Here is a 12604-nt window from a genome sequence, read left to right as displayed (position 1 = left end):
ACAATAATCAAGAGGGGTTGAGGTGATAATGTCAACTATTGAGATCATTTTAAGATTAAGCTTAGCCATATTAATAGGAGGAGCTATAGGATATGAGAGAGCTTTTAGAAATAGCCCTGCGGGATTTAGGACACATATTCTTGTGTGCGTAGGTGCGGCTATAATATCATTAATTCAGATTAATATGGCAAATGAGGCTATTAAAATGATTTCTGATAGACCTGAGCTAGCTCAGGTAATAAAAGTAGATTACGGTAGATTAGGAGCTCAAGTGATAAGTGGGGTAGGATTTTTAGGTGCAGGTACAATACTCCATACAAAAGGTTCCATAAAAGGGTTAACTACGGCGGCTACTCTTTGGGTTGTTGCGTGTGTAGGTTTAGCTATAGGAATGGGGTATTATGAAATAAGTATATTTTCAGGGGTAGCTATAGTTTTAATACTCGTAATTCTTAAGAGATTTCAAAATAAATTTATATCTCAAGCAGGAGTTACCAAGATAGAGATACATTTTCTTGATAAAAAAAAGCTCCTACAATTTCTGGAGGAATACTTCAATTACAAAAATATTCTTATAAAAAATATAGAGTTTTCTATAAATGAAGAAGAGGATACTTACTTTCAAAATGAAAAGCTCCATACATGCTTATATACGATTAAATTGCCTAAATATATGGATGGTACTAGAATTCTAAATGAAATAATTTTAAATGATAATATAATAAAAGCTAGTGAAATAGAGGAATAAGATAAACGACGGACAAGAGTCTGTCGTTTATTGGTATTGAAATAATATATATGCAAGGAGAGTATACGCTGTGAAAAATCAAACTTTTAGAAAAAAACTACAGACTACTTTTTTAATTGTTGGGGTAATTCCATTATTGATACTTGCTATATATAATTTTATATTTGAAGTAAGATATTCAACTAAAAGTATAGAAAAGTATACTGAAAGTAATATAAAGTTAACAGCAAATTTATTAGATGATAATATGAATAATTTCTTTAATATAGTAAATTTTATAGCACAAAATGAAGAAGTAAGAAAAATAGCAAATAAAAACGATGAATACGTTGACAGGAATGAAAGGTTTGAAGATACACAAAAAATGTATACTATAATAAATGGTATAACAGCTGCACAGGCTTTGAAAATACCCATACATATAGTTAATAAAAATGGTATGAGTAGATTTTCTACAACTAATTATTATAAACCTATATATAGTGATGAAAGAGGAAATTTTTTTGATACATTAGCTAAAAATGAAGGGAAGGTAGTCAAACAGATACATAGAAGAGTAGATGGCGAAAATGCTCAGGATATAGTAATGGTAATAGGAGAGGCTATAAAAAATAAGGATAGTGGAGAAATAATAGGGTATGTTGTAGCAGATATCTATGATAGTTATTACGATAATATATTAAATAATATATCTTTTGTAGAGAATAGTAATATTTATTTATTAGATGAAAAGGGTTATATAGTAACTGATAAATTACTTAAAAATCAAACAGGATTTAGATTTAATGAAGAGTATTTAAAAAAAATGAATAAAGAAAATGGGGATCTAAGTATTAATATAAATAATGAAAAATATAAGGCATACTATACTACTTCTAAAAGCAATAATGTAAAAGTTATTCAAACTATACCATCTAATTATTTCTTTACAGAAGCCTTTAAGAATATTGAGATATTTATGATTATAATTTTATTTGTTGCAATAATTGGTTATGTTTTATCAAGAATACTTTCGAATAAGATATCTAAGCCAATTCATGAGATATCATTACAGATGAAGGAAGTTGAATTAGGAAATAGAGATGTTTATGTAGATTTTAATAGTAATGACGAAACAGGACTATTAGTAAAAAGATTTAATAATATGATAAAAGAGATAAATAGATTAATAGAAGAGGATTATAAAAAACAAATATTAATTCAGCAAACAGAATTTAAGGCTTTAAAGGCTCAAATAAACCCTCATTTCCTCTATAATGCACTTAATTCTATAAGTTGGATGGCTAGATTAGGATTAAATAATGAAGTAGAAGATATGACTAATGCACTTAGTAAGTTTTTTAGATATAGTATAAGCAATACTGGAGAAATAGTTGACGTTAAGCAAGAGATAGAGCAGATAAACAATTATTTAAAGATACAAAAAAATAGATACAGAGATAAACTTAGCATATCAATAGAAGTAAGTGAGGAGATCTTAAATCTAAAAATATTAAAATTAATATTACAGCCTTTAGTAGAGAATGCAATAATACATGGGCTTGAACCTAAGATAGATTCAGGTACATTAATAATAAAAGGTTTTATTAAAGATGGCTTATTAATATTTAAAATAATTGATGACGGAATAGGGTTTGGACAAAGTAAACATAATGGAGAAGGAATTGGGATAAGTAATGTAAACAAGAGAATAAAAATTTATTATGGAAAGAATTACGGAGTAACCTATAGTAATATAAATGGATTAACAGAGGCATTAATAAGAATTCCTAAAGATGGTGGTGTTAATAATGATAAAAACCATAATAGTTGATGATGAGTATTATGCAAGAGAAGGGATGAAAAAAACAATACCTTGGAATAACCTGGAATGTGAAATATGTGGGGAAGCAGATAATGCGTTAAAAGCCATTGAGGTAGCAAAAGTATATAAGCCGGAGTTAATTATAACGGATATAAACATGCCTGGGATAGATGGAATTTCTATGTCCCAGGAAATAAAAAAATATTTACCAAGTAGTAAATTTATTATAATTACTGGGTATGATGATTTTCAATATGCTAGAAGAGCTATTAAAATGAATGCATTAGATTTTATTTTAAAACCTATAGATTATGAAGAACTTATAAATGCAATAAAAAATGCAGTAGAAGTAATTAAGGAAGAAAAAAGTAATAGTATAATATCTAGAGAAAAGATGCTGCTTGAGATAATAAGAGGACAAAGAAAAATTAATGAGATCTATAATTTTTGGGATAATCAAGATGAAGTGAAAATTTCATTGATAGAAAATGACTATTATGATTATTATGCTAAGAGTTTGCAGAGTAATGTTAATTACAGTATTATAGATCATTTAAAAAATAGATTAAAAGATATATTTAAAGAAAAAGGCTATGTAATAGAGGCACATCAGCATAGGATTGTAGTTATATTTAAAAAGACAGACATTGATTTAGAAAATAGTATATTAAGTTTAAAATATGAAACAGAAAATAAATATAAAACTGTTATTTCTGTAGCTCTAACTCAATATGATAAGGTGGAAAATATAAAAAGCTTATATGATAAAAGTAAAGAACTGCTTGATAATAGATTTAATCTCAATAAAAGATTGATAATTAAAAATAAGCTACAGGCAAATAAAAGCTTTGATAGAAAAATAGCTTCACAAATAATAGAGGACATAGTTCTATCAGTTAATGCCAAAAAGAAAGATAAAGTAATATTATACGTTGATAAACTCTCAGCATATTTCAAAGATGTAAACTTAAATAAAGCCACTGTAATAAATATGGTTATGCAAATAATTATTTCATTTAAAGAAGAAATGGAAAATTATAAGATAGATATAAATATAGAAGAAAAATCGGATATTTATAACAGTAAATACCTAGAGGATATAATAAAGTTTTTAAAAAGTTATTTATTAGATGTTATAGAGAAGTTAAGAGAAAAAAGTTCTAAGCTTGAAGATACATCTATGGAGAAAGCACTTATATATATACAAAAAAATTATAATAAAAATATATCTTTAGGAATTGTTGCAAAAGAGGTGTATTTAAATGAAAGTTATTTAAGTAGAAGTTTTAAAAAGTATAAAGGGATGAGTTTTACAGAGTATATAACAAAACTAAGAATGAAAAAGGCAATTGAATTGATGAAGACTGGTAAGAGCATCAATGAAATAGCAAGTGAAGTAGGATATACTGATTATAGAAACTTTTCTTTAAATTTTAAAAAGTATACAGGCTATATTCCAAGGGAATACTTAAAAAAGAGTGATTAAAAAAATTAATCACTCTTTTTTAAATCCTTTTGTAAACTTAAAGCTAACTCACCTTTTTCTAAAGTATAACGAATAGTTTCGATTTTTATATCAGGCACATAGAACATTCTTCTGGTTTCACCATAATATCTCTCATTAAAAAGAGTATCGGTTGATGTTGTATCAGCTTCGGCTCTCTTTATAGCGATAACTAAAAAGTTATTTTCGTAAGTAATAGTTAAATCTTGCTTATCCACACCAGGAATATCAGCATAAACAATAAATTCTTTAGAGGTTTCCAAAACATGAGTCTTAAAGTTTTTTTCATTTTCTAAGATTTTAAAATCTTCATTAAGGTAAACTTTTTCCCATAATACATCAAAAAACTCTCTAGATGTCATTGAATAAGTAGACTTTGTAGAAAGTAGATCTCTCATAAATGAAGCCTCCTTTCCTATTACAACTTTATTTTATGAATGTAATTAAATCATGATACTGTAATGTTATTGGAGTAGTATATAAAACTTAAAACAAGAGCATAATATTAGTAATAAAAGTTTTTAATAAATCTATTGACAGATATAGAAATATAAAATATACTATATTTAAAGATAGTGATAATCATTATCAAGTAAATAATTATTCTTGAATTTAGAACTGGCAAACACACATATTAGTAACAAAGTAAAACTCCTCTTAATATTACTTTTGTTAGGAAAAACCTAGGTACTGGGCATACCTAGGTTTTTTGTTTTATAAAAGTATAAAAAGTAAGTTCAATAAAATTTATCATAAAAGTTTAAAAATAATATAAAAGAAGTAATTGACAAGAATATAATCATAAGATATACTATATTTATAGCAAGTGATAATCATTATCAGGACAAGGAGTGATTATTACTGAATTTAGAACTGACAAGCACACATATTAGTAACAAAGTAAAACTCCTCTTAATATTACTTTTGTTAGAAGAATCTAGGTACTGGGCATACCTAGATTTTTTTGCATATACAAATATGTTTAGGAAAAACTATTAGAGAATTAAATTAAAGGAGTGATATGTTTGGCTAAGAATAGAAGTATTAATCCAGAAAATCAATCGTTAAAAGATAAAAGTGAACAATCAGCTAATGCTATTAATGGGTTTAATAATAATGGAAATGCAGGAAAACAAGCAGGAAGAATAAATACTAAAGGGAAAAAATAGAGTTTATAAAAGGATATCTTAACTTTAAGATATCCTTTTGAATGTTATATACGTGATATACCACTTTCTATAGCAGCTTTTTTTACTGCTTCTGCAACTTTATTTTGAACTGTTTTATCGAAAGATTTTGGGATAATATAATCCTCATTCAGTTCATCTTCTGAAATAGCATTAGCTATAGCATAAGCAGCGGCAACTTTCATTTCTTCATTTATATCTTTTGCTCTAACATCAAGAGCGCCTCTAAATATCCCTGGAAAAGCTAATACGTTATTTACTTGATTAGGGAAGTCAGAACGACCAGTACCTATTACTCTTGCGCCAGCTTCTTTAGCGTCTTCTGGGAAAATTTCTGGTATAGGGTTTGCCATAGCAAAAATGATAGAATCTTTTGCCATAGATTTAACCATATCTTTAGAAACTGAATTTGGAGCAGAAACACCTATAAATACATCAGAGTTTTTAATAACATCCTCTAAAGATCCTGACTCATTATTAGGATTTGTTATTTGAGCTAATTCTTCTACAGATGAGTTTTTGAAAGTCATATTTCTATGTATAGCCCCATCTCTATTACAAACAATAATGTTTTTAACACCAGAAGAAAGTAATAATTTACATATAGCAGTTCCAGCTGCACCAGCTCCATTCATTACTATTTTTAAATCCTTAAGATCTTTTTTTACTATTTTTAAAGCATTTAATAAACCAGCTAAGGTAACTATAGCAGTTCCATGTTGGTCGTCATGAAATACTGGAATGTCTAGCCTTTCTTTTAATCTTTTTTCAATTTCAAAACATCTTGGAGCAGAAATATCTTCTAAATTTATTCCTCCTAATGAAGGGGATATTCGTACAATTGTATCTACTATTTCATCAACATTTTTTGTATCTAAAACTAATGGAAAAGCATCTACATTTCCAAATTCTTTGAATAGGATACTTTTACCTTCCATAACAGGTAAGGAAGCTAAAGGTCCTATATCACCTAATCCTAAAACTGCAGTGCCGTCTGAGATTACAGCAATAGTGTTCCACTTTCTAGTATACTCATAAGCAGTAGATGGATCTTTATGTATCTCTTTACATGGTTCAGCGACACCAGGAGTATAAGCTAAACTTAAGTCCTTAGAGTTTTCTATTTTTACTCTTGAGATTATTTCAAGTTTACCTTTTTTTTCTTTATGAAATTTTAAAGACTCTTCATATATGTTCATAAAACACCTCTTCGACATATTTATTATTTAAGTATATTATAAACAAAATTTACGTTATTTCAAAAGATAATTATAATAAATAGTGGTTGAAGCTATACACTCTTTATTATTTATATAGCAAAAGCCTATAGTTTCACGAATTTTTATAAACATATGAATATAAATATTCGCTAATTTATTGACCTTAAGAATTTACTTTGATAGTATTGTATAGGGGACAAGTTTAATACTTATAAATTTTTCCCAATAGTGAATACTAAGATAAAACTCTCTACTTTACTTAGGAGTTTTATGATTAAAGACATATTTTAAATAGATGAAATAAAGCTAATATTATACATTAGCACATTTAAGGAGGAAATTTATATGTCAGCATTTGTTGTATTAGGTGCTCAATGGGGAGACGAAGGAAAAGGTAAAATGACAGATTACCTAGCAGAAGAAGCAGATGTAGTAGTTAGATTCCAAGGAGGAAACAACGCAGGACATACAGTAGAAGTTGAGGATAGACAATATAAACTTCGTTTGATTCCATCAGGTATATTACACGATGATAAGTTGAATGTAATAGGTAATGGTGTTGTTGTAGATCCTATAGCTCTATTTGAAGAGATAGATTATCTTGAGAGAGAAGGAGTTAAGGTTACTCCAAAGAAACTTATAATAAGTGATAGAGCTCATGTTATAATGCCATATCATAAAGTTTTAGATAAATTAAAAGAAAAATCAAGAGGAAAAAATGACATAGGTACAACTGGTAGAGGTATAGGACCATGTTATACAGATAAATTTGAAAGATGCGGAATAAGAATATGCGATCTTATGAGCGAAACCTTATTTAAAGATAAATTACAACAAAATATAGAAGCTAAGAATCCTTATATAACTAAGGTTTTAGGTGGAGAAGAATTAAGTTTTGAAGAAATAGCTTCAGAATATTTAAGTGTTGCAGAAAGACTAAGACCATACGTACAAGATACATCAGTTAGAGTTTATAATGAGATAAAGGCTGACAAAAATGTTTTATTTGAAGGTGCTCAAGGAATGTTACTTGATATAGATTATGGTACATATCCATATGTTACATCATCAAATACTACAGCTTGTGGAGTTGCTAGTGGTGTTGGTATTGGACCTAATATGGTAACTAATGCAGTAGGGATTGCAAAAGCATATACAACAAGAGTTGGTAAAGGACCATTCCCAACAGAATTAGATAATGAAGTAGGAGAATGGATAAGAGAAAAAGGCCATGAGTATGGAGTTAATACTGGAAGATCAAGAAGATGCGGATGGTTAGATCTTGTAATATTAAAAACAACTGTAAGAGTATCTGGATTAACTTCTCTTTGTATAACAAAGATAGATACTTTAGCAGGGCTTGAAAAAATAAAAATGTGTGTAGGATATAAATTTGAAGATAAAGTAATAGATTATTTCCCAGCATCTTTAGAAGATTTAGCTAAGTGTGAACCTATATACGAAGAATTTGATGGATGGGATGATTCTGTAGCTGATGCAAGAAGTTATGAAGAATTACCAGAAAATGCAAAGGTATATTTAAAAAGAATAGAAGAAGCTACAGGAACTAAGGTTTCTATAGTTGGAGTAGGTCCAAAGAGAGATCAAACTATAAGAGTAGGCGAAATCTAATTAATTAGCTGTATAAAGCAAAGGAAAATTGCTTTATACAGCTAATTTTATTTTATGATTTATCTAAATCAATTTCTCTATTTTCCCATATAATTTTTAATATAGCATAAATAGGAACCACTAAAAATGCTCCAGATATGCCAAAGAGAGTAGCAGCACCTATAACTAAAAATATGTCTGTAAGTGGGTGAATCTTCATAGCTCTAGACATAATTAATGGAACTACAAATCTGCCCTTTATAGTTTGAGCTATCATAAAAACAATAGTTAATTTAATAATCATTGGAATACCTAGAGTAAGAGCAATTATATAGGGAATTATCATGGAAATAAAAAATCCCAAAAATGGTATAAAAGCCAAAATAAATGTTGATATAGCAAATATTAATTTCCCAGGAAAATTTAAAATCCAGTAACCTATAAAAACTAATACTGCAAGGCAAAATGCAACAGATGCCTGACCTGTTATGTAATTAAATAAAGCATCATCAGCCTTATTTATAATTGTTTCAGCTCTTGAATGATTTTTTATAAATGGAAGATTACTTAAAGATTTTTTGAGTTTTTTATCATCTTTTAAAAGATGATAGGTTATTAATAAAAATAAGATTACATTAGCAAATAGATTCCAACCAAAGTCAAGTACAATCTTGAATATACTTCCTATCTTATATATATAATTTTGGCTTTGCTGAAGTAAAGAGGATTTTATATTATCAATATCTATGTAGTTCTCCAACCAAGCATTAATATCATTAAATTTAGTTAAATCAAAGTTTTTAATGGAGTAACTTACTCTATCTATAAGTAAATAAACTTGATTTACAAGGCTTCTTGATATTGATGATACTAATAATGCAAATACTAAACATGATATAAGTAATGATAGAAAAATTGAAAACCTTATTTTAAAACCTTTTTTCAAAAATATATTTCTTAGTGGTCTTATTAAATAATATAAAAAAGCGCCTATGACTATAGGTAGAAATATAGCTATTAAGAGTTTCTTTATTAAAATAATTAATAAGGGAGTTTTAGAGAATAATATTATTAATAAAAGTACTAAGTTATAGATTAATAAATTAATTAGTATGTTTTTTTTATTCATAGTATTGCTCCTTTTAATGTTGTCTTTAGTTAGTATTTACAATAGTTTAGGCAAATATGTTTGTTACAAGTTAAATCCGACCATTTTACTTGACTTTCTTTTAACAAAGATATATAATTTCTTTATGTTAAATAAAATGATAAAAGTGAGGGTGGTATATTATGGTAACTAAAGACATGACAATAGGTCAAGTAGTAAGGGAAAATCCAGATAAAGTAGATGTACTTATGAGTTTTGGAATGGGTTGTGTAGGATGCCCATCAGCTCAAGCAGAAACTTTAGAAGAAGCGGCTATGGTACATGGATTAAATGTTGAAAATTTATTAGAAGCATTAAATAAATAGACATAATTAAAGGCTAACAAGTTAAACTTGTTAAGCCTTTTTGTTTATTGAAATAGGTTTAAGGGAGATCGTTATGGGGAGAGTTTTTGAAAAACAATATGAAATAAATTATTATAATTTAGATAATAGTTTGAAATGTAAAATAACTTCTATATTAGATTTTTTCTGTGATATAGGTATGCAGCAATCAGAAGAGCTTGGTGTAGGGGTGGATTCCTTAACTGGAAGAAACTTAACATGGGTATTTTATAAATACAATATAAATATGAAAAGATACCCTAGATATGGGGAAAAAATAAAAATAATAACAGATCCAATAGGCTTTAAAAAGTTTTATGCCTTTAGAGATTATACAATATTAGATGAAGCCGATAAGATTATAGGTGAAGGAAAGAGCCTTTTCTTTCTAATAGATTTAGCTAAAAGAAGACCTGCTAGAATACCAAGGGATTTGTATGAAGCTTATGGATGTGCGGATGAAATAAAGGATAATCCAACAATAGTAGATCCAGAAAAACTGGAAGAAGATCAATATTTTAGAGAGTTTTATGTAAGACGTAGTGATATAGATTCTAACAAACATGTAAATAACACTAAGTATGTTGAATGGGCTCTAGAAGTTATTCCAGATGAGATAGTTGATGAATATGAATTAGATAATATTAGTATTATATATTCTAAAGAAATCACTTATGGACATATGGTAAAAACTAAATGTTCAGTTCATAATGAAGAAAATGGAGTAATAAAAATTCGTCATTTAATTCAAGATGATGAGGGAAGAGATATTACTCTTATAAATACTTTTTGGAGAAAAAACTAGCAAAAGAATTTAATCTTTTGCTAGTTTTTTAATGCAGTTGCAACTGTATAAGCTGAGCTCCAAGCCCATTGTAAATTAAATCCACCGCAATCTCCATGAACATCTAAAATTTCACCAGTAAAATATAAATTATCAATAATTTTAGACTCCAAAGTTGAACTATTAACTTCAGAAGTATTTATTCCACCTGACGTAACCTGAGCATTGTTAAATCCATTTGTCCCAACGCAAGAAAATTGCCACTTTTTCATTAGAGAAATAATATTTGATTTTTCTGACCAAGTTAAATCACACACTGGTTTATGTAAGTCATTTATTTTAGCTTCTTTTAGGAATATAGGAATTAATTTTTTATTCAGAACACCTATGAGAGAATCTATAACTTTTCTATGAGAAAACATACTAAAATGACCATATATAAAATTTTCAATATCTTCTTTAGATTTATTAGGAAATAAATCTACAACTACGCTAACTTTCTTATCATTCTCTAAGGATTTAGATGCAATATGAGAAAGCTGAAGGATCGGTGGACCAGAGATGCCGTAATCAGTAAAAAGCACCTCTCCAAAATCACTTCTTATGACAATATCATCAACTAAAATTGAAGCAAGAGCATCAAACTTAATGCCAGACAAAGCTTTTAAGCTAGGATAGTTAAGCTTTAATTGTACTATAGCAGGAAGCGGTTTTATTATGCTATGGCCTAATTCTTTAGCAAGTTTATAACCAGAACCATCTGAGCCTGTTTTTTCAGCAGATTTTCCTCCGCAAGATAAAATAAGTTTATCACAAGAAAACTCACTCAAATCAGCATTATCTGTGGATAAAATAAATTTTTTGCGTTTGTGGATAGATTTAATTTTACAGGAGTTATACACAGGGATTTTTCTATCCTCTAAAGCTAAACGAAAAATATCCACAACGGAAGAAGCCTGAAGAGACTGTGGATAAAGTTTACCTTTTTCTAATTCAACAATAGGTAATCCTAAAAATGAAAAAAAGTTTAAGGTATCTTCTACAGAAAATTTATTTAAAGCTTCAATAAAAAAATTCTCAGTATCACTGTAATAACCTGAAAAGGGATAATCTATATTATTATTTGATATATTACACCTACCATTACCAGTAGTTAAAATCTTTTTTCCGACTCTGTCTGTACCTTCAACAATTGCTACATCTAGCCCAAAATCTTTTAAAAGTATTGCATTCATTAATCCTGATGCACCACCACCAACTACGAGTACATTATGATGAATCATTAGGAAACCTCCTTCACTATATTGGAATAAATAAATTGTATCATTATTGAAATAATATAACTAGAGCTTATATTTATAATAAATTTTATATAAATAAAATTAATGGTATCATATATTAATAAATAATGAAATTTATTATAATAAAATTATAGAATTAAAAAAGGAGATTTTTTTATGAATGCTACAGAATTATTAAAATACAAAAATTGGGTTGTAATAGGTGACACATTAAATAAAGATAAGTATGCTAGTAAAATACTGAGCAAGTTAATTTCAAGAGGGTATAATACTGAAGGTGTCCATCCTAAAGGTGGAGAAAATATTTATAAAACATTGGGAGATGTACCATATAAAATTGATGTTATAGATTTATGTATAAACCCTCTAAGTGGAATAAAATTTATAGAAGAAGCAAAAGCTTTAGGTATAAAATATATACTAATACAACCAGGAGCAGAAAGTAGAGAAATTTTAAGCTACTGCAAAGATAATGGTATTATAGCTATCGAAGGCTGTGCATTAGTAGCTCTTGGATAAGAAAAGGAGAAAGTCTAATGGATAATAATAAAAACAGAAAAAAAGATAGAGAAAAGTCTAACGCAGAATTAAGAAAAATGAATCCTAAAAATGGTGCTGAAATTGGAGTAATAGATGGAGAAAAGATAGGTCATTACGAGAATTCTAAAGACCATAGTAAATAATATAAAAAGGCTATCAAAAAATGATAGCTTTTTTAAAAGTTTTATTAGAATAATGTTTATAATTAAGATAAAATCAATATTTAAGGCAGTATTTAAAAAAAAATAAAAAAAGTGTTGACACTATTATCAATTTTAGGTATCATATTCATTGTCGGGTCGCAAGATAAGGCGACAATAGATTAAATAATTATGGCCCCTTGGTCAAGCGGTCAAGACACCACCCTTTCACGGTGGTAACAGGGGTTCGATTCCCCTAGGGGTCACCATTTTT

General features: G+C 28.0%; 13 protein-coding genes and 1 tRNA gene. 10 read left to right on the top strand and 4 right to left on the bottom strand.

What is annotated here, in order from left to right; translation table 11 throughout:
• Positions 1-28 precede the first annotated feature (28 nt).
• The 3 genes from BUA92_RS16085 (at position 29) to BUA92_RS16075 (ending at position 4038) form a co-directional block, all read left to right on the top strand.
• Complete coding sequence (locus BUA92_RS16085; protein WP_073021245.1) at positions 29-748, top strand: MgtC/SapB family protein; 720 nt, start codon at positions 29-31, stop codon at positions 746-748.
• A 70-nt stretch (positions 749-818) separates the two neighbouring features.
• On the top strand, positions 819-2561 hold the full coding sequence (locus BUA92_RS16080) for a sensor histidine kinase (protein ID WP_073021244.1): 1743 nt from the start codon (positions 819-821) through the stop codon (positions 2559-2561).
• Positions 2539-4038, top strand: coding sequence for a response regulator transcription factor (locus BUA92_RS16075; RefSeq protein WP_073021242.1), 1500 nt, complete (start codon positions 2539-2541; stop codon positions 4036-4038). Before BUA92_RS16080 ends, BUA92_RS16075 begins: the two co-directional genes overlap by 23 nt.
• 5 nt (positions 4039-4043) lie before the next feature.
• On the opposite strand, the gene BUA92_RS16070 is transcribed toward BUA92_RS16075, so the two are convergent.
• Positions 4044-4454: an Hsp20 family protein gene (locus BUA92_RS16070; protein WP_073021239.1), complete on the bottom strand. Its 411-nt coding sequence runs from the start codon at positions 4452-4454 to the stop codon at positions 4044-4046.
• Between the two features lie 627 nt (positions 4455-5081).
• Between BUA92_RS16070 and BUA92_RS23375 the strand changes: the two genes are divergently transcribed.
• Positions 5082-5225 carry a hypothetical protein gene (locus BUA92_RS23375; protein WP_175550918.1) on the top strand — a complete coding sequence of 48 codons (144 nt, stop codon included), beginning with the start codon at positions 5082-5084 and terminating at the stop codon, positions 5223-5225.
• Positions 5226-5269: 44 nt separating this feature from the next.
• Here the strand turns inward: BUA92_RS23375 and BUA92_RS16065 are convergent, their stop codons facing one another.
• On the bottom strand, positions 5270-6442 hold the full coding sequence (locus BUA92_RS16065) for an NAD(P)-dependent malic enzyme (RefSeq protein WP_073021237.1): 1173 nt from the start codon (positions 6440-6442) through the stop codon (positions 5270-5272).
• A 366-nt stretch (positions 6443-6808) separates the two neighbouring features.
• On the opposite strand from BUA92_RS16065, the gene BUA92_RS16060 reads away from it, so the two are divergent.
• Positions 6809-8095: an adenylosuccinate synthase gene (locus tag BUA92_RS16060; RefSeq protein ID WP_073021235.1), complete on the top strand. Its 1287-nt coding sequence runs from the start codon at positions 6809-6811 to the stop codon at positions 8093-8095.
• Positions 8096-8147: 52 nt separating this feature from the next.
• Here BUA92_RS16060 and BUA92_RS16055 read toward each other — a convergent pair whose 3' ends face one another.
• Complete coding sequence (locus tag BUA92_RS16055; RefSeq protein WP_073021233.1) at positions 8148-9203, bottom strand: AI-2E family transporter; 1056 nt, start codon at positions 9201-9203, stop codon at positions 8148-8150.
• Positions 9204-9364: 161 nt separating this feature from the next.
• On the opposite strand from BUA92_RS16055, the gene BUA92_RS16050 reads away from it, so the two are divergent.
• Together BUA92_RS16050 and BUA92_RS16045 are read left to right on the top strand one after the other, a co-directional pair.
• Positions 9365-9547: a DUF1858 domain-containing protein gene (locus BUA92_RS16050; protein ID WP_021804033.1), complete on the top strand. Its 183-nt coding sequence runs from the start codon at positions 9365-9367 to the stop codon at positions 9545-9547.
• A 73-nt stretch (positions 9548-9620) separates the two neighbouring features.
• Complete coding sequence (locus BUA92_RS16045; protein ID WP_073021231.1) at positions 9621-10370, top strand: acyl-[acyl-carrier-protein] thioesterase; 750 nt, start codon at positions 9621-9623, stop codon at positions 10368-10370.
• A gap of 20 nt (positions 10371-10390) precedes the next feature.
• Here BUA92_RS16045 and BUA92_RS16040 read toward each other — a convergent pair whose 3' ends face one another.
• Positions 10391-11632, bottom strand: coding sequence for a BaiN/RdsA family NAD(P)/FAD-dependent oxidoreductase (locus tag BUA92_RS16040; protein ID WP_073021229.1), 1242 nt, complete (start codon positions 11630-11632; stop codon positions 10391-10393).
• A 174-nt stretch (positions 11633-11806) separates the two neighbouring features.
• On the opposite strand from BUA92_RS16040, the gene BUA92_RS16035 reads away from it, so the two are divergent.
• From BUA92_RS16035 to BUA92_RS16030, 3 genes are all read left to right on the top strand, one after another.
• Positions 11807-12169 carry a CoA-binding protein gene (locus BUA92_RS16035; protein ID WP_073021227.1) on the top strand — a complete coding sequence of 121 codons (363 nt, stop codon included), beginning with the start codon at positions 11807-11809 and terminating at the stop codon, positions 12167-12169.
• 17 nt (positions 12170-12186) lie between these two features.
• Positions 12187-12333: a hypothetical protein gene (locus BUA92_RS23370; protein ID WP_175550917.1), complete on the top strand. Its 147-nt coding sequence runs from the start codon at positions 12187-12189 to the stop codon at positions 12331-12333.
• 191 nt (positions 12334-12524) lie between these two features.
• Positions 12525-12599 (top strand) — tRNA-Glu (locus BUA92_RS16030).
• Positions 12600-12604 lie beyond the last annotated feature (5 nt).

The organism is Clostridium intestinale DSM 6191 (assembly GCF_900130055.1).
In the GTDB taxonomy this organism is placed as follows: Bacteria; Bacillota; Clostridia; order Clostridiales; family Clostridiaceae; genus Clostridium_T; species Clostridium_T intestinale.
This window is presented reverse-complemented; position numbering and strand designations above follow the sequence as displayed.

Bases quoted from the DNA above. Each gene is read 5' to 3' on its own strand.
- BUA92_RS16085 (WP_073021245.1), top strand. From the start codon at position 29: ATGTCAACTATTGAGATCATTTTAAGATTAAGCTTAGCCATATTAATA.
- BUA92_RS16075 (WP_073021242.1), top strand. From the start codon at position 2,539: ATGATAAAAACCATAATAGTTGATGATGAGTATTATGCAAGAGAAGGG.
- BUA92_RS16070 (WP_073021239.1), bottom strand. From the start codon at position 4,454: ATGAGAGATCTACTTTCTACAAAGTCTACTTATTCAATGACATCTAGA.
- BUA92_RS16065 (WP_073021237.1), bottom strand. From the start codon at position 6,442: ATGAACATATATGAAGAGTCTTTAAAATTTCATAAAGAAAAAAAAGGT.
- BUA92_RS16060 (WP_073021235.1), top strand. From the start codon at position 6,809: ATGTCAGCATTTGTTGTATTAGGTGCTCAATGGGGAGACGAAGGAAAA.
- BUA92_RS16055 (WP_073021233.1), bottom strand. From the start codon at position 9,203: ATGAATAAAAAAAACATACTAATTAATTTATTAATCTATAACTTAGTA.
- BUA92_RS16050 (WP_021804033.1), top strand. From the start codon at position 9,365: ATGGTAACTAAAGACATGACAATAGGTCAAGTAGTAAGGGAAAATCCA.
- BUA92_RS16045 (WP_073021231.1), top strand. From the start codon at position 9,621: ATGGGGAGAGTTTTTGAAAAACAATATGAAATAAATTATTATAATTTA.
- BUA92_RS16040 (WP_073021229.1), bottom strand. From the start codon at position 11,632: ATGATTCATCATAATGTACTCGTAGTTGGTGGTGGTGCATCAGGATTA.
- BUA92_RS16035 (WP_073021227.1), top strand. From the start codon at position 11,807: ATGAATGCTACAGAATTATTAAAATACAAAAATTGGGTTGTAATAGGT.
- BUA92_RS23370 (WP_175550917.1), top strand. From the start codon at position 12,187: ATGGATAATAATAAAAACAGAAAAAAAGATAGAGAAAAGTCTAACGCA.